The organism is Pedobacter agri, assembly GCF_032678665.1.
In the GTDB taxonomy this organism is placed as follows: Bacteria; Bacteroidota; Bacteroidia; order Sphingobacteriales; family Sphingobacteriaceae; genus Pedobacter; species Pedobacter agri_A.
Genome location: NZ_JAVTSH010000001.1, coordinates 307,302 through 331,678, shown reverse-complemented (window position 1 = coordinate 331,678; position 24,377 = coordinate 307,302). Strand labels below are relative to the sequence as shown.

24 protein-coding genes are annotated in these 24,377 nt (G+C 37.0%); 16 read left to right on the top strand and 8 right to left on the bottom strand.

Translation table 11 applies throughout. The features are described from left to right. Positions 1-49 precede the first annotated feature (49 nt). Positions 50-883, top strand: coding sequence for a hypothetical protein (locus tag R2Q70_RS01475; protein WP_316805914.1), 834 nt, complete (start codon positions 50-52; stop codon positions 881-883). Positions 884-968: 85 nt separating this feature from the next. On the opposite strand, the gene R2Q70_RS01470 is transcribed toward R2Q70_RS01475, so the two are convergent. Then, positions 969-1,196, bottom strand: a complete 228-nt coding sequence (locus tag R2Q70_RS01470) for a hypothetical protein (RefSeq protein WP_316805913.1) — start codon at positions 1,194-1,196, stop codon at positions 969-971. Positions 1,197-1,367: 171 nt separating this feature from the next. Between R2Q70_RS01470 and R2Q70_RS01465 the strand changes: the two genes are divergently transcribed. The 6 genes from R2Q70_RS01465 to gldN all read left to right on the top strand — a co-directional run bounded on the left by R2Q70_RS01465 (position 1,368) and on the right by gldN (position 8,022). After that, positions 1,368-2,345: a DUF4271 domain-containing protein gene (locus R2Q70_RS01465; RefSeq protein ID WP_316805912.1), complete on the top strand. Its 978-nt coding sequence runs from the start codon at positions 1,368-1,370 to the stop codon at positions 2,343-2,345. A gap of 13 nt (positions 2,346-2,358) precedes the next feature. Beyond that, a complete protein-coding gene (locus R2Q70_RS01460) occupies positions 2,359-3,129 on the top strand; it encodes a uroporphyrinogen-III synthase (protein WP_010599046.1) in 771 nt (256 codons plus the stop codon). Positions 3,130-3,351: 222 nt separating this feature from the next. After that, the gene (locus tag R2Q70_RS01455; RefSeq protein ID WP_316805911.1) at positions 3,352-4,677 is read left to right on the top strand and encodes an SUMF1/EgtB/PvdO family nonheme iron enzyme; all 1,326 of its coding nucleotides are present in this window, start codon (positions 3,352-3,354) and stop codon (positions 4,675-4,677) included. Between the two features lie 41 nt (positions 4,678-4,718). Next, positions 4,719-5,528 carry a gliding motility protein GldL gene (gene gldL, locus R2Q70_RS01450; RefSeq protein ID WP_316805910.1) on the top strand — a complete coding sequence of 270 codons (810 nt, stop codon included), beginning with the start codon at positions 4,719-4,721 and terminating at the stop codon, positions 5,526-5,528. Positions 5,529-5,570: 42 nt separating this feature from the next. Next, positions 5,571-7,106: a gliding motility protein GldM gene (gldM, locus tag R2Q70_RS01445; protein WP_316805909.1), complete on the top strand. Its 1,536-nt coding sequence runs from the start codon at positions 5,571-5,573 to the stop codon at positions 7,104-7,106. Between the two features lie 7 nt (positions 7,107-7,113). After that, positions 7,114-8,022, top strand: a complete 909-nt coding sequence (gene gldN / locus R2Q70_RS01440) for a gliding motility protein GldN (RefSeq protein ID WP_316805908.1) — start codon at positions 7,114-7,116, stop codon at positions 8,020-8,022. 58 nt (positions 8,023-8,080) lie between these two features. Here the strand turns inward: gldN and R2Q70_RS01435 are convergent, their stop codons facing one another. From R2Q70_RS01435 to R2Q70_RS01425, 3 genes are all read right to left on the bottom strand, one after another. Beyond that, complete coding sequence (locus tag R2Q70_RS01435) at positions 8,081-8,689, bottom strand: SprT-like domain-containing protein (RefSeq protein ID WP_316805907.1); 609 nt, start codon at positions 8,687-8,689, stop codon at positions 8,081-8,083. 44 nt (positions 8,690-8,733) lie between these two features. Beyond that, on the bottom strand, positions 8,734-9,111 hold the full coding sequence (locus R2Q70_RS01430; protein WP_316805906.1) for a GxxExxY protein: 378 nt from the start codon (positions 9,109-9,111) through the stop codon (positions 8,734-8,736). A 66-nt stretch (positions 9,112-9,177) separates the two neighbouring features. Next, on the bottom strand, positions 9,178-11,448 hold the full coding sequence (locus R2Q70_RS01425; protein WP_316805905.1) for a helix-turn-helix domain-containing protein: 2,271 nt from the start codon (positions 11,446-11,448) through the stop codon (positions 9,178-9,180). 109 nt (positions 11,449-11,557) lie between these two features. On the opposite strand from R2Q70_RS01425, the gene R2Q70_RS01420 reads away from it, so the two are divergent. The 4 genes from R2Q70_RS01420 (at position 11,558) to R2Q70_RS01405 (ending at position 15,943) form a co-directional block, all read left to right on the top strand. Continuing rightward, positions 11,558-12,484 (top strand): MBL fold metallo-hydrolase, encoded by a 927-nt coding sequence (locus R2Q70_RS01420; protein WP_316805904.1) that lies wholly within the window; start codon positions 11,558-11,560, stop codon positions 12,482-12,484. A 754-nt stretch (positions 12,485-13,238) separates the two neighbouring features. Further along, positions 13,239-14,822, top strand: coding sequence for a peptide chain release factor 3 (locus R2Q70_RS01415; protein ID WP_316805903.1), 1,584 nt, complete (start codon positions 13,239-13,241; stop codon positions 14,820-14,822). 58 nt (positions 14,823-14,880) lie between these two features. Continuing rightward, the gene (locus R2Q70_RS01410; protein WP_316805902.1) at positions 14,881-15,255 is read left to right on the top strand and encodes a hypothetical protein; all 375 of its coding nucleotides are present in this window, start codon (positions 14,881-14,883) and stop codon (positions 15,253-15,255) included. 94 nt (positions 15,256-15,349) lie between these two features. Further along, positions 15,350-15,943: a thioredoxin family protein gene (locus R2Q70_RS01405; protein WP_316805901.1), complete on the top strand. Its 594-nt coding sequence runs from the start codon at positions 15,350-15,352 to the stop codon at positions 15,941-15,943. Positions 15,944-15,949: 6 nt separating this feature from the next. On the opposite strand, the gene fic is transcribed toward R2Q70_RS01405, so the two are convergent. Continuing rightward, on the bottom strand, positions 15,950-16,504 hold the full coding sequence (fic, locus tag R2Q70_RS01400; RefSeq protein ID WP_316805900.1) for a protein adenylyltransferase Fic: 555 nt from the start codon (positions 16,502-16,504) through the stop codon (positions 15,950-15,952). A gap of 60 nt (positions 16,505-16,564) precedes the next feature. Further along, positions 16,565-16,846 carry an ATP-dependent Clp protease adaptor ClpS gene (locus tag R2Q70_RS01395; RefSeq protein ID WP_010599054.1) on the bottom strand — a complete coding sequence of 94 codons (282 nt, stop codon included), beginning with the start codon at positions 16,844-16,846 and terminating at the stop codon, positions 16,565-16,567. 163 nt (positions 16,847-17,009) lie between these two features. On the opposite strand from R2Q70_RS01395, the gene R2Q70_RS01390 reads away from it, so the two are divergent. The 3 genes from R2Q70_RS01390 to R2Q70_RS01380 all read left to right on the top strand — a co-directional run bounded on the left by R2Q70_RS01390 (position 17,010) and on the right by R2Q70_RS01380 (position 19,439). Next, positions 17,010-18,056, top strand: a complete 1,047-nt coding sequence (locus R2Q70_RS01390; RefSeq protein ID WP_316805899.1) for a beta-ketoacyl-ACP synthase III — start codon at positions 17,010-17,012, stop codon at positions 18,054-18,056. Positions 18,057-18,656: 600 nt separating this feature from the next. Further along, positions 18,657-19,109 (top strand): D-aminoacyl-tRNA deacylase, encoded by a 453-nt coding sequence (gene dtd / locus R2Q70_RS01385; RefSeq protein WP_316805898.1) that lies wholly within the window; start codon positions 18,657-18,659, stop codon positions 19,107-19,109. A 3-nt stretch (positions 19,110-19,112) separates the two neighbouring features. Then, entirely contained in the window at positions 19,113-19,439 is a 327-nt protein-coding gene (locus R2Q70_RS01380) for a nucleotide pyrophosphohydrolase (protein WP_316805897.1), read from the top strand. Positions 19,440-19,443: 4 nt separating this feature from the next. Here the strand turns inward: R2Q70_RS01380 and R2Q70_RS01375 are convergent, their stop codons facing one another. Next, positions 19,444-19,746 carry a DUF4286 family protein gene (locus R2Q70_RS01375; RefSeq protein ID WP_316805896.1) on the bottom strand — a complete coding sequence of 101 codons (303 nt, stop codon included), beginning with the start codon at positions 19,744-19,746 and terminating at the stop codon, positions 19,444-19,446. Positions 19,747-19,830: 84 nt separating this feature from the next. Between R2Q70_RS01375 and R2Q70_RS01370 the strand changes: the two genes are divergently transcribed. Beyond that, on the top strand, positions 19,831-20,385 hold the full coding sequence (locus tag R2Q70_RS01370; RefSeq protein WP_316805895.1) for a GNAT family N-acetyltransferase: 555 nt from the start codon (positions 19,831-19,833) through the stop codon (positions 20,383-20,385). Positions 20,386-20,397: 12 nt separating this feature from the next. On the opposite strand, the gene R2Q70_RS01365 is transcribed toward R2Q70_RS01370, so the two are convergent. Continuing rightward, on the bottom strand, positions 20,398-22,224 hold the full coding sequence (locus R2Q70_RS01365) for a tetratricopeptide repeat protein (protein WP_316805894.1): 1,827 nt from the start codon (positions 22,222-22,224) through the stop codon (positions 20,398-20,400). 265 nt (positions 22,225-22,489) lie between these two features. On the opposite strand from R2Q70_RS01365, the gene R2Q70_RS01360 reads away from it, so the two are divergent. Further along, positions 22,490-24,376, top strand: a complete 1,887-nt coding sequence (locus R2Q70_RS01360; protein ID WP_316805893.1) for a S9 family peptidase — start codon at positions 22,490-22,492, stop codon at positions 24,374-24,376. The last annotated feature ends 1 nt before the right edge of the window (position 24,377 follow it).

Below are 24,377 nucleotides of genomic sequence, written 5' to 3'. Positions count from 1 at the left end.
TATATCCGTAAACACAGAACTAAATTTTAATTACCATCAAATATTTATAGTGAAAATTAAATCTAGCTTGCTTAGATTGATATTGGCTATCACTCTGGCACTTGGCTTTAAAGTAGCATCTGCACAATCAGCCGTAACTCTCAATGTTATAGATGAAAGTAAACAGCCCATTCCATATTATACCATTAAACATAATAACAGGTACATAGTTGGCGATAGTGTTGGAAAGGCGGTTATTGATACAGCCATGATTGGAAAAAGTATTAGTATTCACACAGTTTATGGCGACTCCACAGTAACCATTTCAAAAAATGCCGAAATCATTTTTAGGACAGGATTAAACCTTGAAGAAATAAAAGTATATCCCTCATTCAAATTGTCGACAGAAAGGAAATTAATTATAAGAGAAAATATTTTTAAATCAGTTGATTATGCATTCTTGATTAACTCCCCGACTGAATTTGCCAAAGGATATAGCTTTGTAAAAAAAGTTAGAATTAAACAATTTTCAATAAAGGCACTTAAAAAAGAAGCATCCACTCAACAACCCATTCTCCATCTTTATCTTGTCGATAGCCTAGGGCAGAAAGTTCCGATAAGAGTTGAACAGTTTGCGGGCTTAAAACCTCAAATAGAACCAAAAACATTAAAATTTAATTTTAGGGATGTCAATATCATCCTGCAGCCTGGTAAATATTTTTTTAGTGTGGAGTTTTTGCCAATCAGCAATTCTACGAGAACTGTCAAAAGCTATTGGGTAACATTAACTCCAAGCATAACCGCCAATACAGCGGTAAAAAACTTAAGCGGCTGGAAAACCCAACTACACAAAGGTTATCAAATGGATCTTGTGTCAGAATTAATTTATCAGGATGTTTTGTAGGCATAATCTGCTTTCAAAATTACATCACCGCAATGCGGAAATGGAACATGTATTCGATTATTGTTTTCTATGATATTTTGAATAATCATTTTCTCATATCTTTTTTACCTACGTTTCTTCTAAACCGTTTACCATCTTTATTTCCGTCCCATACATCGGTAACAGCAGAAATTTTTATTGGTGCTTCATTGCCTTTCAAGATAAGCTTTCTACAAAATTTTCTAAAAACTCTATTCCATTTTCTTTTATCCTGCTTTTCAGAATTTCCATAGGCGTTTCCGAAAATCGGAGTTTTTCTAACTGACCTAGACATGATTTTGGGTGCTTATTTGTTACCTCAACGTTCTAACTTGCTGTAATTTAGCTTGGTATTCTATTACGGACATTGCCGCAAAGATACAGCATATTCTAAATCCATTTATTTTCTTTAGGTAAACAATGATTATTCAACTACTTTTGTAAGCTGAAAGTTTTGATTTAAAGCATGCCGAAATTCGTTTTCATTTTATTTGCGTTTTTATTGTGTGGAAATATAATAGCTGCACAACAAATTCCCGTGAATATTGATTCCGCATCGGTAGTAAAATATCAATACAAAAGATATCGACTGGATTCGGCTGCACTCGCCCGACAGAAATTTGTTACAGATTCTATTGTAAAACATACCTGGGCACTGCCCGATAGTTTAATTAATAAAACTATTTTGCTTGATAGTGTAGAGAAAGAATATCTATTTCCTTCACTCAATTTAATTGCATGGCATAAAAAATATCAACACTTAAAGAAAAAAGCAAACCCTTATCAATTGGGATCTCAAATTCCGAAAGGAAATGTTGGTTTGTTGGGCTTTATTTTTGCCATGCTCGTTATTTTCGCCATTCTCAAAAATGCATTTTCAAAGCAATTGTCGGCGATTGTGCAGTCATTCTTCAGTAACCGGATTTTAAATAATATTAATAAAGAGGATAATCTTTTTAGTTCCTGGCCATTCTTGCTGTTGTTTGTTCAGTTCGGTTTTGTGTTTGGAATGTTTTTCTTTTTAGTAGCGCAGTGGCGTGATATGTATCAGGCGAAGGAGGGCTTTCGGTTTTTCTTTACGATTTCACTCACGATTATTGGTTTCTATGCGCTAAAGCTTGTTGTTCTGAGGTTTTTAGGTTTTCTATTTAATGTGCAGAAACCGGTTGGCGAATACATTTCGATATTATACCTCAGTTATTTCAATGCTTCTCTACTATTTATCCCTTTGGTGGTCTCATTTGCGTTGTCTCCGCTTAAATATGGCGAGGTATATATTGTATTGGCGGTCTTATTGTTAGGTGTTATTTTCGCCTTTCAACTTCTTCGGGCCGGAGTAACTATACTTTCTAATAATAAGTTTTCTAGAATGCATTTAATTTTGTACTTTTGCGCCCTCGAAATATGTCCTATTTTAATACTAATTAAAACGATAGGATTGTAGCAGGAAAAGGAAAATGCAAGAAAAGAACGACTCTAGAATTCGCAAAGTAAAAAGTATTTTGGTGACTTTACCAAAACCTGAAACAGAAAAATCTCCATACTACGACTTGGCCAAAAAGCACAACTTAAAAGTTGACTTCAGGTCTTTTATTCATGTTGAGGGTGTGCCTGCAAGGGACTTTAGGAAGGATAAAATCAACCTTGCCGACTTTACGGCTGTAATTTTTACCAGCCGCAATGCCGCAGATCATTTTTTCAGAATTTGTGAAGAAATGCGTTATGATGTTCCGGCAGAGTTAAAATATTTTTGTCTGTCTGAAACTATAGCGCTGTATTTGCAGAAATATATTCAGTATAGAAAGCGTAAGATCTTCTTCGGAAAACAAACTGCTGCTGACCTGGCTGAGGTTTTGAAGAAACATGCAAACGAAAAGTTTTTATATCCTTGTTCTGATGTTGCAACAGAAGATACAATGAAATTTTTAGAGAAAAGTGGTTACGACTTTACACCAGCCGTGCTTTTTAGAACCGTAGTAAGCGATTTGTCAGATCTTGCGGAGGTTTTTTATGACGTCATCGCTTTCTTTAGTCCTTCGAGTATCCAGTCATTGTTCAAAAATTTCCCCGATTTTAAACAAAATAACACACGTATTGCCGCGTTTGGCGTGAATACCAGTAAAGCTTGTACTGATATGGATCTAATTGTAGATATTGCGGCGCCTACCCCGGGTGTTCCATCCATGACTATGGCCATAGAAAACTACATCAAGACATCTAATAAATAATACATTCGATAATTTATTTTCAGTCAACACAATAAAAGCGTAACTTTGCTGTTATAAGAAGGTTACGCTTTTATTGTAACGAAAATATTAGGTGATAAATGGCCACAAACTATGGCTATTCACCATAAACAAACGATTTAACTTAAAATATTTGCAATTGTTGATAATTTCAATGATTTTTGATAAAATTGCTCCTAACGTGCGTTGCACACTATATTTAATATGAAGAAAATCTACCTTCTAGCTATTGTGGGTATATCTGTATTGCTAGCAAGTTGTGGTCATGGTGGCCAGGGCGAGTTAGTTGGTGCATACAACCGAAAATTCAAAAATAACAGAATTCCTTTAGGAATGGTTTACATTCCGCCTGGTCACACGCCACTCGGCGGGTCTGACGAAGATATTACTTTTTCACAGAATGGCCCGAGTAGGATGACTACCATTCCAGCTTTCTTCATGGATCAAACTGAAATTTCTAATGCAGAATATCGTCAGTTCACCAATTGGGTTCGTGATTCGGTTGCGATTGCAATGATGGGTAATCCACAGCAGTTCATGATGACCCCAAGAGGCAATGCGCCAACACCGGTTGGAGGTGAAAAATATATCGATTGGCGGAAAGTTGGCACAAATGGTTCTAATATTTGGCGCAACAGAGGCAGGGGAGCTAACGGCGCTCAAGCCAGTCAGTTAGATGGTATGTATTATTCAGGTTTAGATGCCTTACCTGGCAAAAAGGAAATCGATGTACGCAAGTTGGAGTATTCATATGCAGAATTAAATATGGATAAAGCTGCTTTAGGACATAAAAATCCTAACAGCAAACGTCAGGATTATATTGACAGGTATACAGTTGCCATTTATCCAGATACAATGGTTTGGAAAACGGACTACTCTTATTCAATGAACGATCCGATGGTACGTGCTTATTACAGCCATCCATCTTATGATGATTATCCAGTTGTTGGCGTAAGTTGGGAGCAAGCAAAAGCTTTTTCTCAGTGGAGAACAAGATTATATGACGGTGTTGCCCAGGCTAGAAAAATGCCGGTTGGATCAAGATCTGATTATAGATTACCAGCTGAAACTGAATTTGAATATGCAGCCAGAGGTGGTAATACTAAAACAAAATACCCATGGGGTGGCCCATACATTAGAAATACAAAAGGATGTTTACAGGCAAACTTTAAACCGGGTCGTGGAGATTATTCAAGCGATGGTGGTATTTATACCGTTGGCGTGAGGTCATATTTTCCAAACGATTATGGTTTGTATAACATGGCTGGAAACGTTTCGGAGTGGACAATCACTGCTTATAATAAAGGTGCTGCTCCATTACTTCACGATTTAAGCCCGAACTTTACTTACGATGCAAGTGCTGGAGACAGTAAATACAAAAAACGCAAAATAGTTAAAGGCGGCTCATGGAAGGATACAGGTTATTTCTTACAAAACGCCGTTTCAACCTACGAGTATCAGGATACCCAAAGATCGTACATTGGTTTTAGATGCGTGTCATCTTATCCAGGTACCGACTTAAGAAATTAAACCAAACAAAAACTAAAACTAAAGAAAAACATCAAAATTTTATGGCAGCAAAGAAACAACCAGGCTGGTTACACGTAGCGATTTCATGGGGAGCAAGTATTGTAATTGTAGGGGCTTTATTTAAAATTCTTCACATCGGAGGAATTGTAGGTAACTATATGATTGGTATCGGTCTTGGTGTAGAAGCGATATTATTCTTCCTGACTGGATTTTTTCCACCAGAACCAGAGCCTGCATGGGAGAGAGTGTATCCAGAGTTAAAGGAAGATTATAAAGGCGAATTGCCAACCGTATCTGCAAGACCAGTTGCAGCACCTGTTTCAGCAGGTAATACTGCGGCATTAGATAAGTTATTATCAGATGCTAAAATTGGACCAGAATTAATCGAAAGTTTAGGATCAGGTTTACGTACGTTTGGTGATAAAGTAGCTACGATTTCAAATGTTGCTGATGCATCAACTGCTACAAATGAATTTACAAGCAAAGTAAAAACAGCTTCTGCTGGTTTCGATAATTTAAGTGCTTCTTTTGAAAAGGCTACAGCTAATTTAAAAGCAATGGGCGACAGTAATGTAGATTCTCAGGCTTATCACGACCAGGTGAATAATTTAGCTAAAAATTTATCAGCTTTAAATGCGGTGTATGAATTAGAATTGCAAGATTCAAGCGCACACTTAAAATCGATGAATAAATTCTATTCTAACCTATCTTTAACCATGCAGAACTTTAATGAATCGATGGAAGATTCTAAACAGTTTAAAGAAGAGGTGAATAAGTTGGCTAAAAACTTAGCTTCACTTAACTCGATTTATGGCAATATGTTATCGGCTATGAATGGCCCACGTGTATAATTTATCTAGTTTTTAATTTTTAGAAAAAAAGCTACATAAAATATGGCAGGCGGAAAAGAAACAACAAGGCAGCGGATGATCAATATCATGTATTTGGTATTGTTGGCCATGCTTGCCTTAAACGTATCAGATACAATTTTAGATGCATTCAAAAATATCAATGATAGTTTGGATACTTCTAAAAACAATGTAAACACCAGTATTAACCAGCTGTTTTCTGCTTTCGAAAATTCGAAGTTGAAAGAAGAACCTGCTCGGGCACAGCCTATTTATGAAAGGGCTAAACAGGCACAAGCTGCCGCTGATGAGTTGAACAATTACATTGAAAGCATTAAAAAAGAATTTACAACAGCTGGTGATGGTATTGATCCTGAAACTGATGATTTGGTAAACAGATCCAATCAAGATATTGCTCAAGACATCATGATCAACCAAAAGAAAGCTGATGAATTAAAGAAAAGAATTAATGCTACCAGAGAAAAATTAATCTCTTTATTGGATCCTGCAGATAGAGCAACTGTTGCTTTTTCTTTAGAGGCTAAAGATCCTGAAAGAAAAAGAAAAGGGAATTGGCAATCTACCTATTTTGGTGAAGGAACACCTTTAACAGCTGCGATGACCATTTTAACTAAATTGCAGGCTGACACCAAAAATGCAGAAGCTGAAGTAGTTAAAAAACTTTTCGGAAATATGGATAAGGCACAGGTAAACTTAGATCAGTTTGCAGCGGTAGCTGTAGCGCCTACATCTTATGTAATCCAGGGTCAGCCGTATACTGCAGAAGTATTTTTAACTGCAAGCGATTCAAGATCAACTCCTGATATTACCGTTAACGGAAATAAACTTTCTATTAAAGAAGGTAAAGGAACTTATACTGGCGGAACAAGCAGTGTGGGTGAGTTTACCTGGGTGGGTACGATTCGTGTTCGCCAAACTGATGGACAGGTTAAAGAGTACAAAACTCAGCCTCAAAAATATCAGGTAGCAAAGCCTTCAGCTAGCGTTTCATCAGATAAGATGAACGTAATTTATGCCGGTATTCCTAATCCATTTTCAGTTTCTGCGGCAGGTTTTCCTTTAGAAACCGTTAATGCAAATGCTTTAGGCGCTTCTATGAGCAAAATTGGTGGTGGAAAATATAACGTTACTGCCGACGGAAGTAAAGTTGGCGGTGAAGTAACCATTAACGTTTCTGCTTCGAGTGGAGGTAAAACAGTTTCATTAGGTAGCAGCAAATTTAGGGTTAAAGCTATTCCAAAACCAGTTGCTAAAGTTGGTGGAAGAGCTGGTGGCGATATTGCATCTGTTCAGTTGAAAAGCGAATCAGAAATCGAAGCAGATTTAGATGATTTTCCTTTTGATGTTAAATTTAAAATTCAACGTTACAAGTTAACGGTAATCAAACCACGTTCAGACGCGGTTACTATTTCTGGTAGTGGTGGTAGTTTTGCAGGAGCAGTAAAAGCTGCAATCAATTCTGTAACGCCTGGTACCAGAGTATTTTTTGAGGATATCGTTTCTGTTGGTCCTGATGGTCGCCAGAACGTATTACCTTCATTAGCATTCAGTGTTAAATAAGAAAAAGATGAAAAGGATTGTAAGCATCATTGTTTTAGCGTTATTTGCAACGGTAGCTTTTGCCCAAAAAAAACCAACCAAGCTGGCACCTAAGAAAACGGCTGTTACTACGGCACCAGTTGCTGATACCGTAGCAGCTCCGGTCAAAGTTGCTAAGAAAAAGCTTAAGGTTCCGCCTAAAGATGGTTTTTACGCTCGTAAAGATATCGATAGTACGGAAATGGTGCCATTGGCTGATGTACGTGAAGAAGATGTGTTTTATGCAAAACGTATCTGGAGGGAAATTGATTTAAGGGATACCGTGAATTCGGCGTTAAAATCACCAAAGTCAAGATTAATAGATGTCCTGTTATCAGCAATTAAGTCGGAAGAATTAACGGCGTATGCACCAATTGATAGTGTTTTAAATGAGGATGATGCATTTAATACGCCAATGACAGCTGATTCAGCAAGAATGGCTGCAGCAGGAACTGTTGAGGTTACAGATGCTAAAGCAGGTACTGTGAAAACGGTAGCTAATGATCTTAATCCAGAATCATTTTTGAAATTCAGAATTAAAGAAGACTGGATTTTTGATGTGAAACGTTCCATCTTCGAACCTCGTATTGTTGGTATCGCTCCAATGAAGTATAACGAGGTTTCGAAACAATGGCAGCCTGTTTTCTGGGTTTACTATCCTGAAGCCAGAGAAATTTTAACGAAAAAACGTTTGATTAACACCAATAATGACGCTTCTTCTTTGAGTTTCGATGATTTCTTTATTCGTCGCCTATTTAGCAGTTACATTGTAAAAGAGTCGAATCCAGGCGATAATAAGCTGAGAGATATTATTACAGATCCAAGACAGCGTTTGTATGAATCAGAACGGATTAAAAAATCGGTTCTTGATTATGAACAAGGACTTTGGGAATATTAAAAAAAAAGCTTCGATGAAAATCGAAGCTTTTTTTTTGCCCACTTGAGCTATTGGTTATTTAATTTATTACAAAAACCTCGGCCAGCGGATTAAAAAGATAAATTCTCTTATCATCTAAGCACACACAACGGTAGCGTTTTCTGATGCGTTCGCCCTTGGTAAAACGCCGACCATCTTTTATTTTGAAAATGGTATTTGCAGGAAGTTGTTCGAGGTGTAAGGTTTCGGTTTGATCGGAATCGTATTTTTTCAAAGCTCGCGACAAATGTAAATCCGAACAGCTTGATGCCGCAGGATTAGACATATAGTTATCAATGGCTTTGTGAATGTCTTCCGGGAAAATATTCATTTCAAAAAATGGAACCATCATCCGCTGGAAGTTTTTCTTCCACTCTCCACCATGTGGTTTTACTTTATTTTTGAAATCGTTCCAGGTGAGTAAATGGGCGAACTCATGAACCGTTGTAACCAGAAAAGCATAGTGGTTTAAATTGAAATTTACTGAAATTCGATGCCCTTTATCGCGATAGGGATGACGATAATCGCCCAGCTTGGTAGAGCGGGTTTTCGCGATTTTAAATTCGCACTGAAAATAATCTATCCATTTTGCAATTAGCGGTGCTGCCTGAGCCGGCATGTATTGCGCTAAAAGGTTAACTTTCTCCATTTAACCGCAAAGTTCGCAAAGTTTTCCGCAAAGAAACAAAGAATTTATAAGCCATTAACAATACGTTTTAAACCATCCTTTAAAAGAGTTACATTAAAATTCATCAATAAGCCAAGTTTATAATTTCCTAACTTCATATAGGTCAACGTTTGAGCAAGATGAACATCATTTAAGGCTTCAACACTTTTAAGTTCCAATACTAATTTATTTTCAATAAGTAAATCAATTCTGTATCCATAATCTAATTTTATTTCCTCGAAAAGTAAAGGCATAATTTTTTCCTTTTCTACAAATAACCCTGATTTCGAAATTTTGTAAAATAAACATTCCTTATATGCGCTCTCTAGCAAACCTGGGCCTAAAGCATTGTGTACTTCGATTGCCAAACCAATTACAATCCTTGATAATTCATTTTCATCCATAATTCTGAAATTAGCTTTGTGTTCTTTGCGCCTTTCTCTTTGCGTTCTTTGCGGTTAAACTAAAAACTATTCCTCCGATGGAAACAGCGACGCTAGTACCAGCTTAATCTCACCAAATGAATAATCTTTACCTAAGAAATCGCGAATGGTAGCCATTGATTTTGTTTTCTGGCTTTCTACCGCATCAGCAATATTTTTAATTTTGTTGGGTTTAACCAATTTCTGCACATCAATTTGCTGAGTCGATACATAATAAGCTAAATGGCCTTCAATCGTGCCAACCGAAAATCCACGCTCTTTCGCAATTTCTTCTAATGTTTTTCCTTGTTCATAAAGTTCAAAACTGATGAGTTTTGTGTCTATTTTCGGTTCTTTTCTCTTCTTATCGGCAACTGATTTTACCTTAATTGTCTCGCCCTTTAGTTGTAAAGCTTTTTGTAATTGTTTGTTGCGTTCTGTAATATTCAATAAAGCATCAGTATCAGCTTTGCTAAATTCCTTGCCATCAATAAATGCTTTTAATAAAGCTTTGCTTTTATGCATCTTTTTAAGTTGCTCATAAACCAAAATCTCCACCTCAAGTAATTCAGTTAAATAAGTTTTAATCTGTTTTTCTTCCTTTACATCCTCAATTTGAGTTAGAAATTTATCAGAAACTTCTTTAACCAAAGGATTAAAATATTTTAGGGCAGCATCAACCCTTTTTGAAACATTAAATAGTGTATGTTCCGTTTGTGTAGCAAATAAGTTTTTAAGCTGGTTAATAAAAGTGTCGGCAGTAGCAGTAATTTTTTGAAAATCCTTGTACAGTTCCATTGTCCAGCCATCGTATTTTTGTTTGGTTGATTTTGCCTCGCTTTTATCAAAAGTTTCTACATGCTCTTTTAGGTAATACCGAACCATATTTAAATCGAAAGCCGCTAATAAATAACTTCTAATGAAATCGTAGCTTTCGGAACTGATTTGTTGCGTTAAAACTTCAGCAGGTTGTTTGGTGTTCGAAAAATAGTAGATATTCTGATCCTGCTGCAAGCCATTTTCTCGTAAATGCGAGGTTAAAACCAGTCCTTTTAGCGAACGTAATCGCGAAAGTGCCACATAAGCCTGTCCGGGTGCAAAGGCATCACCAATGTCGATGACTGCTTTGTCAAAAGTTAACCCCTGACTTTTATGCACTGTAATCGCCCATGCTAATTTGATCGGGTATTGAACAAAAGAACCCGCAACATTTTCTGCAATTTCATTGGTGGCCTCATTTAATTTGTATTTTACGTTTTCCCAGGTATATGGTGAAACAGAAATTACGGTACGTTCATCCGGAAGTTCAATTTCGATGATATCCTTTTCAATATGGTGAACCACGCCGATTTTGCCATTGTAATAACGTTTGTCGGCGGTCATGTCGTTTTTGATAAACATCACCTGGGCCCCCACTTTAAGCTCTAAACTTTTCTCGTTTGGATACGCATATTCATTGAATTCTCCTGTGATCTTTGCATCAAAAAAATAAGATTTAGTTTTTAATTGTGTTAACCGCTCCCGATTGATGGCATCAGCCTTGTTGTTGTGGGTGGTTAATGTGATATAATTTTCATCGGTGGCAGGCTTAAAATCTTGTTTGAAATGCTGGCGAAGTAAAGCTGTATCTTCAGCGCTAACCTTATTATTCCGCAGATTATTTAATAAATCGATAAAAACTGCATCATCCTGGCGGTAAATTTTGTCGAGTTCAATATAAACCGGTGGATTATTTTGTAATGCTAAGGCATCGAAGAAATAAATGCTCTTGTAAAAACCCGCCATTACCCGCCATTCATCATTTTTTACCACTGGTGGCAACTGGTGCAAATCGCCAATAAACAGCAGTTGCACGCCGCCGAATGGAACATTTCTATTCCTGCGAATATAACGCAGGGAAAAATCAATGGCATCGAGCATATCTGCCCGGAGCATACTCACCTCATCAATCACAAGCAATTCAAGCTCCTGAATCATACGCCTTTTATTGCCCTGCATGTTCAAATGCTTCACAATGGTTCGGGGTGTGTTAAAATTGAAGTTAATATTTTGATTCATAATGCTACTTGCCGCATCAGGAAAGAACGCACCAAAAGGCAACTGAAAAAGCGAATGTATGGTTACACCAGAAGCATTAATGGCTGCAATACCAGTTGGAGCACAAATCATCACTTTTTTATGTGTCAACTGAACAAGCTTGCGCAGAAATGTAGTTTTACCTGTTCCTGCCTTTCCGGTTAAAAAAACATGTTTAGAGGTATAATTAACAAATTTCGCCGCAATTTCTGCTGGCATAGAAGTTTCTTCTAATTCTGGCATCTTGATAAAAGCAATTGATTAATGGATATGGCGGGATGATTTAAAATTAGCCAATATTTAGCAAAGTAACATATTACTTTGCTAAATTCGTGAGCATTAAATGATAAATATGCCCTTAAAAAATTCTTTTTATTTTACTTTACTATTGTTTTTATCGATAGCTGGTTTTGCTCAAAACACTCATGAGCCTTACATTCTAGTTTTGGGTGTTGCTCAGGATGGCGGTTATCCACACATGGGCTTTAAGAAAATCTGCTGTAGTAAGGCCTGGCAAAATCCTGCAATGCAAAAAGCGGTGGTTGCACTTGCACTGGTTGATCCGAAAGCAAAAAAATGGTATCTGTTCGATGCCACTCCCGACATTAAACAGCAGTTAAAAGATTTTGGTAAGCAAACAAAAAACCAATATCCTTATTTACCAGATGGTATTTTTATCACTCACGCACATATTGGGCATTACACTGGTTTAATGGAATTTGGCAGAGAAGTAATGAATACCAAACATGTTAATGTTTATGTTTTGCCAAAGCTTAAATCTTTTTTAGAAGATAATGGTCCATGGAGTCAGCTTGTAAAACTGAATAACATTAAAATTACTGCCTTAGAAGATGGCAAACCAATCGCTTTTGAGGAGAATAAAATAACTGCTTTTACCGTTCCTCATCGCGATGAATATTCAGAAACTGCAGGTTTTAAAATTGAAACCGGAGCGAAAAACTATCTCTTTATTCCCGATATTGATAAATGGAGCAAGTGGAATAAAAGTATTGTTGAAATGGTTAAACAGGTTGATTTTGCCTTTTTGGACGCCACTTTTTATTCTGCAGATGAATTGGGAAACAGACCGATTAGTGAGGTACCTCACCCTTTAATTGTCGAAACTCAAAAGCTCTTCGAGCAGGAACCGATAAGTGTTAAAGCTAAAATTCAATTTATCCATTTAAACCATAGTAATAAATTGCTGTGGGATAAAAATGCGCAAAAGGATTTTTCAAAAACAGGTTTTAATTTGGCGCAACAAGCCCGGGTTTATTAAACCCAACCCCTGTAGATATAATTTTTATTTTGCGGCAACCTTGAATATGCTGCCATGCGGAGGAACGAAGCATCTGAACAGATGAAACAGATTTTCCGTTTCTCAGAATGACAGAAATTTAGAAGATTGCAATGTAGGGCGAGACTAACACGAACCGAAGTATCACTGCAACTGTTTTTCAAAAATTGAGTTGTTTAAAATTAAACCACCCCCAACCCCACCTTGAAAATAAGAAGGGGAGCCGGTCAATGCTAAGTTATAATATGTGCATTTATTTATGAATTGGATTTAGCCCACAGAAACAAATTAAATGCAGAAATTTGCTTTCATTCTTACTAATCCCTTTCTAATTTAGGAGGGGCAAGGGGTGGTGAGATCTTTCCTAAGAATTGCTAAAGAAGTGATCTAAACCCGACAGTAATGAAAATACTTTTTATTTGCAACAACCTTGAATATTCTGCAATGCAGAGAAACGAAGCATCTGCAACCGATGAAACAGATTCTTCGTGCCTCAGCATGACAGGAGTTTTAAAAGATTGTAATGTATGGCGGGACTAACCCGAACCGAAGAACTACCGCAATTGCTTTTCAAAAACTGATTAGCCATTTGGTTTTCAATTAAACAATTAACCAGTTCAAACAGTTAACCAATTTTCTTATCTTTGCAGCCTGATGAAACAAAATTATTCTAATCTAATCGCTGTTAAATTCCTTTAACCAGGTTTCATCGCCATCTTTTACCCAAAATTTTATTATGCTTAACCCTGAAATAGAAAAACGTAAAACCTTTGCCATTATTAGTCACCCCGATGCGGGCAAAACCACATTGACAGAAAAATTTCTGCTTTTTGGTGGTGCGATTAATACGGCTGGTGCGGTAAAACGTAACAAAGCAAACCAAAGCAATACTTCCGATTTTATGGAGATTGAGAAACAACGTGGGATCTCGGTGGCAACTTCGGTAATGGGTTTTGAGTACAGCGGCAAGCGAATTAATATTTTGGATACGCCTGGTCACAAAGATTTTGCTGAAGATACTTACCGTACTTTATCGGCTGTGGATAGCGTGATTTTGGTGGTAGATTGTGTGAAAGGTGTGGAGGAACAAACGGAAAAATTAATGTCGGTTTGCCGTATGCGGAACACGCCGGTAATTATTTTTGTGAATAAAATGGACCGTGAGGGTAAGGAAGCTTACGATTTATTGGATGAAATTGAGGAGAAACTGAATATCAGTTTGTGCCCGCTTTCTTGGCCAATTGGGCAAGGACATACTTTTAAGGGTGTTTACAGCATCTACAACAAACACTTAAATTTATTCAATTCTGATAAAACAAAAGTAACCGATTCGGTTGTAGCGGCTAATGATTTGAATGATCCATCGCTATTGGATTACCTAAAGGAAAACGAAATCAGCACCTTGAAAGATGATGTTGAACTGGTTGATGGTATTTATGGCAAAATTGATAAGGATTTGTATACCGATGGATTGGTTGCACCAGTGTTTTTTGGCAGTGCGATTAATAATTTCGGTATCAAAGAACTTTTAGATACGTTTATTGATATTGCACCAAGTCCCCGCCACCGCGAAGCAGAAGAACGTGATGTTTTGGTTGAAGAAAAAAACTTTAGTGGTTTCGTTTTTAAAATCCATGCCAATTTAGATCCGAAACACCGCGATCGCATTGCTTTTTTGCGTGTTTGCTCTGGAAAGTTTGAGCGTAATAAATTCTACTACCATACCCGTCAGGATAAGAAACTGAAATTCTCGAACCCGATGGATTTTATGGCCAATGAAAAAAGCATTGTGGAAGAAGCCTGGCCGGGTGATGTGGTCGGTTTATATGATAGTGGCAACTTTAAAATAGGCGATACGTTAACTGAAGGCGAGAAATTACAGTTTAAAGGTATTCCGAGTTTTTCTCCATCTATTTTTAAAGAGGTAGAAAACATGGACCCAATGCGTACCAAACAATTGGAAAAAGGTATCGAGCAGCTTACAGATGAAGGTGTTGCGCAATTATTCGTGATGCAGCCTGGAAACAGAAAGGTAATCGGTGCGGTTGGAGAACTTCAGTTTGAAGTAATTAACTTCCGTTTAGAGCATGAATATGGCGCCAAATGTCGTTTCCGTACGTTGAGCTACACACGTTCGAGTTGGGTAACATCAGCTGATAGAAAAAAATTAGATGAGTTTGTGAAACGTAAGCAACAACATATCGGTTTTGATAAGGAAGCAAATCCGGTTTATCTATCTGATAGCGAGTACATGATTAATTTAACCAAACAGGATTATCCTGATATCGACTTTCATAAAACAAGCGAATTTAAAAGTTAATTGGAAGGTGATGCAACCAAATTCATTAATTCATCGTCTGATTAATATAAAGTTTAAGATGATGAAAAGTAAAGTATTTGCAGTTGCTTCAGTTTTATTATTTCCTTTGTTCATGCTTTCATGCGCAACGTTGAAAACTGATCCAAAATCGTGGACTATAATGACGCCATTGGCATCAGGTAACAAACTCACTGTTCATCTAGCAGATCAATCAGCGTTTAATGTGGAAATCGAGAATCCCACTAACGGTAATTTGATGATTAGGCAAGCCAATACCAAGGATCAGGTTGTTGTGAAAAATAAGATATCGATAGCTGTATTGGCTGGCAACAGTATCGAGGTTTTGAATGTTTCTAAAGGAACCATTAAACCGATAGTAAGGGTGTATAATCATACCGCAAAAGTGATTACTCAAGTTACTGCGATTAAATAGCATCTGCTTTGATTTAAGTTGACAAATCAAATTGCAAATCAATGATTAATCTGATCAAATTTCTCCTTTCCTTTGCGACATAATTTGAAACATCATGGTTAATTACAGCGAGATTTTTAACGAGCAGGGCATGGATTATCTAACCTACCGGGCCTTGGTTGATCAACTTTTGTTAGAAGGAAAGGCTACGGGCGACGTAGCTTACGATTTGCATTATACGAAGATGAATGTTCAACGCATGAATCGGGTGGATAAAACTGCTAGTCTTACAGCTGACTTAACTGCAACTATAAATCAGCTCGATGAAAATTATAAATTTTTAGTAATTACAGAAGGTTGGTGTGGCGATGCTGCACAAATTGTTCCAGTAATTAATAAAATTGCTACCGCATCTTTAGGGAGAATTGATTTGAAGTTTGTGCTGAGAGACAAAAATCTTCCATTAATTGATGCACATTTAACTAACGGTGGTAGAGCAATACCTGTATTAATCATTTTGAATGAAGCAGCTGATGAGGTTTTGGCAACCTGGGCACCACGACCACAAGTTTTGCAGGAGCTTTTAAAAGAGTGGAGAAAAGAAACTACCGAAATGCCAATTTTAGCTGAAAAGCTTCATGGTTGGTATGCAAAAGATAAAACGCTAAGTACACAAGCAGAGTTGAATGAAGTTTTGAAGGGGATTTAGAATTAGCTAGTCTTCACTATCTTTTTCATATCCTTCATAGTAATATGATTGTTCTATACCATTAAAGATAACTTCTCTACTATTCACCTCATTTGTTAAATTGGATAAAAGTAAGGTTCTTAATTCGAGGTCGTTGATTGGGCTACGCTCCATTGCCTGTAAGTAAAGGGTTTTATCGATAAACTGCCAGTTAACTAATCTTTCAATTTGTTTTTTTAAGATCATGTCTAACCAAATTCGCATTGTTCTGCCATTTCCCTCCATAAACGGATGCGCAATATTCATTTCGACATATTTAGCAATAATTTCTTCGAAAGTATTTTCTGGCATTAATTCTATTTTTGCCAAAATTTCATTCAGGTAAAGTGCAGTTGCGAACCTAAAACCGCCTTTTGAGATGTTTAGTGTTCGTATTTTACCAGCAAAATCATACAAATTATCAAACAGGTATTCATGTATTTTTTGAAGACCTTTAGTTGTGCCAATTTCAATTTTATCTATATCACCACTTTCAAATAACCGGAAAGCATTTTCCAAGCTTTTTTTATCAACGTTTCTCATATTTAATTGAACAACAAGTATTAGTGATTTTTTAGGCTTGCAAACATTAGGATATCTCAGCTAATCAACCGAAACTGTTAATCCTTCCTGTTGTAAAATTTTGCGGTAAACTTCCATTTCGGTAAAAGAACCCTCAAGTACGGGGCATTTACCATCATTATGCACTTTCCATGCAATTTTTTCTGCTTGAGATTCGTTATAATCCAGATATTTCATCATGCAATAAATCACATGATCAAAAGTATTTACATCATCATTCCACAAAATAAGGCGGTGTACGGTTTTTAGGGAAGTTAAAATTTCTTCGAGCGTAAAGGTCTCTTCTTTGGTTTCTGTAGACATGGTGCAAAAATAACTAATTTTATGGAAGATGTAATAGGTTAAATGGAAGATGGTTGTGATTATTGGGACATGAAATAATATTTAGTGCTTGCATTACATTTTCCATCTTACCTCACACATGTTCCATCTGTTTTAATACATTTGTTAACCAAATAATATGAGCATGCATCAATCTAAAATAGCAGGAATAGGTTACTACGTTCCAAAAAATGTATATACCAATACAGATTTAAGTCGTTTTATGGATACCAATGATGAATGGATCCAAGAGCGGACTGGTATTAAAGAACGTCGCTTTGCCGATCGGAACGAGGAAACTACCACAACGATGGGTATTGAAGCTGCGAAGATTGCCATTGAGCGAGCAGGCATTACCGTGAAAGATGTAGATTTCATCATATTTGCTACCTTAAGTCCTGATTACTATTTTCCGGGTTGTGGTGTTTTACTGCAGCGTGAAATGGGCATGGGTGAAATTGGCGCATTAGATATTCGTAACCAGTGTTCGGGTTTTGTATACGCTTTATCCGTTGCAGATCAATTCGTGAAAACAGGTATGTATAAAAATGTTTTGGTAGTAGGCAGCGAGAAACATTCTTTCGCCATGGATTTCGAAACCCGCAGTCGCAATGTTTCAGTAATTTTTGGCGATGGGGCAGGAGCGGTTGTACTTCAGCCTACAGATGAAAAAGGTAAAGGTATTTTAAGTACCCATTTACATAGTGATGGTGCAGATGCGGAAATTCTGGCCATGTATTATCCAGGTTCTCACGCCAATAAATGGATGAAAGATAAACCCGCTTTCCCTGACCAGGAATTGGGCGGATTATTTATGACGCCTGAAATTTTAGAAAGCGGCGCTGCATTACCTTATATGGACGGGCCATCGGTTTTCAAAAAAGCAGTGGTGAAGTTTCCTGAGGTAATTAAAGAAGCTTTGGCTGCCAATAACTTGACAGAAAAAGATATTGATATGCTGGTGCCACACCAGGCAAATTTACGGATCAGTCAATATGTTCAAAACCTGTTGGGCTTAAGTGATGATCAGGTTTTCAATAACATTCAAAAATACGGAAATACCACGGCGGCCTCTGTACCTATTGCATTGTGTGAGGCTTGGGAAGCTGGAAAAATAAAGGATGGCGATTTGGTTTGCCTTGCTGCATTTGGTTCGGGTTTTACCTGGGCAAGTGCACTAATCAGGTGGTAAGCAAAAAAAACAGTTGAGGATATTATGCTTTACAGTTAATATCCTCAAATTCTTTTTTGTCAGTTTCAATTTAAAAATTTCTCTTAGAAAAAAGCGCAACAAGTCCAAATAGTATGAAGGAAATACTAATGAAAAAAAAAACTATCAGTGTTGATGTAAAACCTCTGCTGATACCATAATCTTTGTGGTAGTATATAGATTTCTTTAAACCGATACTATTTTTATCAATATCGCTGCTTTGATCCACAATTCTAATCGTCTTATTGCTATAGTGGAATTGAAATACGGGATAATATACATAGATAAACCTTTTATTGTGAACACGTTTAACAGCAACAATCTTAGCTTCAGTTTTTGTGCCGAATAAAATTGGTTTATAGGATCCGATTATTCCATATGCCAAAAAACCGCCAAGTAAAATTAATATGATTCCAAAAGTTCGGATTATTGTCATGTTGTGATGTTGTTGCAGATTAAGTTAATGTATTTGTAAATCAGTTATAAATCCAAAAATGCCTATTCAAAGCTGAATGAAATTATGGAAACCGCTAAAATACTTATCTTGCGCATATCAATTTTATGATTCAAAAGTAATATAAAATGCGAGCAGTTTTACAAAGAGTTAGCCAGGCAAGTTGCACCGTAGATAACCAGGTTACTGGCCAGATTGAAACCGGATTTCTGGTTTTGCTAGGTATTGAAGAGGCAGATACAGCTGAGGATTTAGATTGGCTTGCACAAAAAATTGTGAACATGCGTGTTTTTAGTGATGAAAATGGACTAATGAATAAAGCTTTAGCGGATGTTAATGGTGATATTTTATTGATCAGTCAGTTTACGTTGTTTGCGTCCACAAAAAAAGGGAACAGGCCTGGTTTTACGAGAGCTGCAAGACCCGCTGTAGCAATTCCACTTTACGAACAAATGATTGAAAAATTGACCCACTTAACTGGTAAAAAAGTTCAAACGGGAATTTTTGGAGCAGATATGAAAATTGCTTTGGTAAACGATGGGCCAACAACCATTTTAATTGATACGAAAAATAAGGAATAGAATATGACCATTAATGAAGCACAGCAAACGGTAGATCAATGGATTAAAACTACTGGGGTAAGGTATTTTAATGAATTGACCAATACAGCAATTTTAATGGAGGAAGTCGGCGAAGTAGCCCGAATCATGGCCCGTAAATATGGCGAACAATCTTTCAAAAAAAGTGATGAGGATGTAAACCTGGCTGATGAAATGGCTGATGTAATGTTTGTATTGATTTGCCTGGCCAATCAAACCGGAATTAACTTAACCGAGGCACTGGAGAAAAATCTCGAAAAGAAAACGATCCGCGATGCGGACAGGCATAAGAATAATGAGAAATTGAAATAAGTAATTAATCCACAAACTCCATCAAAGTTCTGTATGCCACAAATCGATTTTTAAACTTTTCGTTTAACTTTTCCTGCAAGGCTGGTGCATAAGTACTTTGGTATTCATTGTAGTTTTCTAACGTTTCTGCGATGTATTGGGCACAATAAGTCACGCCTTCGTTTGGCGAATCAACAACCTTTAACAAGCGGTTCGAAACAAACATGCCAGTTGCCAGTACTTCTGGAATATGAATTTCCTGCATCCACTGCAACCATTCCTGGGCTGCACTATCATCTAAAATAAGGGTAACGTTATATAAAAACATGTTGCAAAGATAATAAATGTGCGTTAGTAAATAAGTTCGAAAGCGGATTTCTTATCTTCGGCAATAACTACTTTTTGAAAATACATGATTAAAATTTTAACTTCCACTTCAACTGAAGATCTCGAAGGAATCATAACACTTCAGCAAAAAAATCTAAAAGCTGGCCTGTTTCCTGAAGAAATTAAAGAACAGGGTTTTGTTACTGTTTCACACACGCTTGATGACTTGCAAAAAATGCACCAGCATGTGCCAAATATTATAATAAAAGATGGCGTTCAGGTAATCGCCTACGTGCTGGGAATGACTGAACAATCAAAAAACGATATCCCACGTCTGGTAGAAATGTATGAAAGTTTTGATCATATTCAGTTCAAAGGGAAATCGGTGGCAGAATATCAATACATTGTGGTGGGGCAGGTTTGTGTAGATAAGGCCTATCGGGGCCAGGGTTTATTCGATCAGGCTTACGAGGCTTATAGAAAATATTTTGAACAGGAATACGAATTTGCAATCACAGAAATTGCGACAATCAATCTGCGATCAATGAAAGCACACGAAAGATTGGGCTTTAAAACCATACATACCTATACAGATGGCTCAGCCACAGCGTGGAATGTGGTAGTTTGGGACTGGCGATGATTCAGATTTTGCTTACGAAACCCCATCACCTCTTAAATTTCTAAATCTTTTTCTTGCTTCTGCGCTAAACATACTTCCAGGATGATCTGTAATCAATTTTTGAAAATACAGCTTGGCCTGAACAACATCGTTTAGTTTTTTTTCATACAAGTCGCCGAGGGTAAAAAGTGCATCATCTGTCCAGATGCCGTCTTTAAAATCTTCAGTCATTTTTTTCAAAATATCTGCAGCTTTCTGAAACTCGTTTGATTTAATCAGGATTTTCGATTTGGTCATCATAACAGCATCTGCCAAGCCATTTTCAGGATAGGCAATGGCAATACTGTCTAATTTTTTAATGGCTTGTTCCGGACGATTTCTAAAAATCAGCATTTCGGCATCGGCATACATTTTCAAAGCATTGCTGTCTGTTGGTGTTTGAATATTGTCTGAAATTAATAAGCCTAAATTCAACGCATCGTTTGCAATTAACTGTGATGTAGCCGCTTTTAACACCAGGCATTGACCGCTGCTGTAATCAAAATTCCCCTGATAAAAAGAAAGTTTGGCACTGCGAAAACGGGCTTCGTTGCCTATAGGCTGGCCTTCAAATTGTTTACTTACTTGCTCATAAACTAAAAATGCTTCCCAGGGTTGGTTGGTTAAAATGTAAATATCTCCTAACTCAAGCTTTAACTGCCCGATATCTTGTCCATTTAATCCCGGCATTTGTAACGCCTCTTCAAGTCCTTTCTCTGCCTGTGCCGCTTGATTTAAATAATAGGCTTGCAGGTTTGCCAACCTTTTAATGGCAAATAGCGTGTTTTTATTTTTTCCATTTTCATCCAGTAAAACCTGAAAATCTTTTGCCAACAGGTCAAGTTCTGCTGTGGTATATTTTCCAGCGGTTTGTATATTATACTTGGTATTTAACAGCTCTATTTTCGACGGAAGATAATACTGATTCTCTTTACCCTTTGTTAAGAGGTATTCGTAAGCTTTAATTGCGGTTTCATAAGCACTGTTATCCACAAAAGTATAAATGGCATTAAAAAGTGTGCCTCCATCAGCTTTTGTTCTTTTATCAAAAGCAATTAACTGGCGCAAAGCCATGTCGTACTGCTGCTGTTGGATATAATTCCACGTGAGCAGCTGTATATAAATTTCGGCATCTGGTTCTTTCTGTATTTTTTTAAGAATTCCGACCTGAAACGTTTGGTAATCTGCTTTATCATCAAAAATCATTGGCAAAACAGCCTGCGCTTGTGGCAGCAGCTGAGGGATTGTCGCCAATGCATCCAGATATTCCTGCATCAACATGGGTTTATCCTTCTTAAAACGATAGATATTTAATAACTCATAAATAAATAACTGATCGTTTCCCAGGATTTTTCTGCCTTGTTTAAACGTTTGCACGGCGAAATCATAGTTTTCAAATCGGTAGAAGTTATTGGCCAGGTTTCTTATCTTAAATTCATCTTTCGGCAGATTATTAATAATATCGTTAAAAATCTTGTTCCCATTTTGAACGTCTCCCTTCTCCTGATATAGTTTTCCCAGAGCAATGGGATAAGCATCATTTTCCGGATGCTGCCTCATCAGTTTCTTAACTGCTTTTTCGGCAACATCATAACGCTTTAATTTGAGTAGTGAATTAAAATAAATATCGAAATATCCTTCATTATTAGGGCTTGCAAAAATCTTCTCTAATAAAACAAGGGCTTTTTCATATTCACCATCGCGATAGTATTGGATAATTAAAGGAGTTTCATCGGCAACAATAGATGGATTCGATCGCAAAATCTGAGCTTCTGAGCTAAAGGTCAAAAGAAAAAATACAAAGACGATTAATCGATTCATGATCTTAATTATAAGCTTTAAATGTAATTAAAAACGGCGAAAGCTAAAACTCTGAACAACAAACGTTGCCTAAATGGATTTAGTTTAGAGCAAAGCGGTGCAGTTTTAATTCTAATAATAATGTTACCTGCTTTTTATTTTGTCTCCATTTTATAAATACTAAATTGAGCCGCAGGTTGATTTTTATCAATAGGTAACATTGTTGGTGTAATGCATGGTTAACTAATCGGGATATTTATTTTTGTCATCCCGTGAAAAAATATTTATGTTGAGAAGAATTATTTTATTGGTATTAGTAGCTTCAATTTGGGGGTGTAAGGGCTCCCGGAATGAGCAAACCATACCTGTAGATGATTTTTTTAAAACCTTTGATAAAGCTTACTATCACATTTCTCCAGATGGTAAAAGTTTATCGTACCTGAAGCTACAAGACCGGAAACTAGACCTCTTCGTAGAGGATCTGGCCACTGGAAACAGTGTTCAGCTTACTCACTTAACCGAAAAAACAATCAGTTTTCATTTCTGGACCAGCAATAACGAACTGATTTATTATACAGAGGATGAATCAAAAGATCGGCGATCAGACATATTCGTTATCAATAAAGATGGCAGCAAACAAGTTCAGCTAAGTGCAAACGAGAAGACCCGGCTGCGGGTAATTGAAGATCAGCTGATTGATGATAAATACATCGTAGTTGCTTCAAATAAAAGAGATTCTACCGTTTTTGATGTTTACCGCCTAAATGTGCGTAACGGACAAATGGATATTGCCGCGAAAAATCCGGGGAATATCACGGAGTGGATGACTGATCATAAAGGGGTATTGAAGATTGCCGTAGCCAGTGATGGAGTGAATGAAACCCTTTTATATCGCGAAAATGAAACTCAAACTTTTAAGCCGGTTTTAACCAATAACTTTGAAACTACTTTCCAACCCATTGCTTTTTCGGAAGAAGAACCGAACGTACTTTACGCCATTTCAAACGTAAATCGCGATAAAAATGCTCTGGTAGCTTTAGATTTAAAGAATGGCAAGGAGAAAAAGGTGTTGTTTGCAAACGATACGCTTAATGTTGTTGATGCAAGGTACTCGCGTATGCAAAAGAAGATGTTATTTGTAACCTGCGAAACCTGGAAGAAGAAAAAATATTATCTCGATGATCAATCGAGGAACACTTACAGTAAGATCGATCAGCTTTTGCCGGGCTCTGAGTGGCGCATTATGGAGAAGGATAAAATGGAAAATGTTTTCGTCATCAGAACATTTACAGATAAAAATCCGGGATCTTATTATCTCTATACCGCCAGCCAAAATAAACTTAGAAAACTTACGGATATCAATTCTGCCATCGATGAAGAAGTGATGAGCGATATGAAGCCTATTAGTTTCATGAGTAGCGATAGCTTACACATTAACGGCTATTTAACCTTACCAAGAAATAAAAAAGCGACTAATTTACCAGTTGTGGTATTACCACATAACGGCCCGGGCGGAAGAAACAGTTGGGGTTACAATGCTGAGGTACAATTTTTGGCCAGCCGTGGTTATGCTGTTTTACAGGTAAATTACAGAGGCTCAGCTGGCTATGGAAAATCTTTTTATGCAGCTGGTTTTAAGCAGTGGAGTGATAAAATACAGGAAGATGTGAATGATGGCGTACGCTGGTTAATAAATAAGCAAATTGCGAATCCGAAAAGAGTAGCCATTTATGGAAATGGTTTTGGAGGTTATATTGCATTAAATTGTTTGTATAAAAATCCCGATCTTTATAGCTGTGGCGGATCAAATTCAGGTGTAATCAATTTATTCAGTTACTTGAAAACGATTCCTCCGTTTTTGAAGTCGAACCTGCAGATGTATTATGAGATTTTAGGAAACCCTGTAACCGATACTGATTATATGCGTTTCGCTTCGCCTGTTTTTCATGCTGATCGTTTCAAGTCACCCTTATTTATCGCACAAAATCCAAAAGATCCGAGGGTAAACGTAGCAGAAGGGGTTCAGTTCATTAAAGAGTTGAAAAAACGAAATGTACCTGTTACGTACATAGAAAAAGAGGAAGGACCAAATCCGGTATTACGCCAGCAAGGTAGAACGGCTTTATATAAAGCTTTGGAAGAATTTTTAAAAACAAACTTGAGTAAGAAATAGG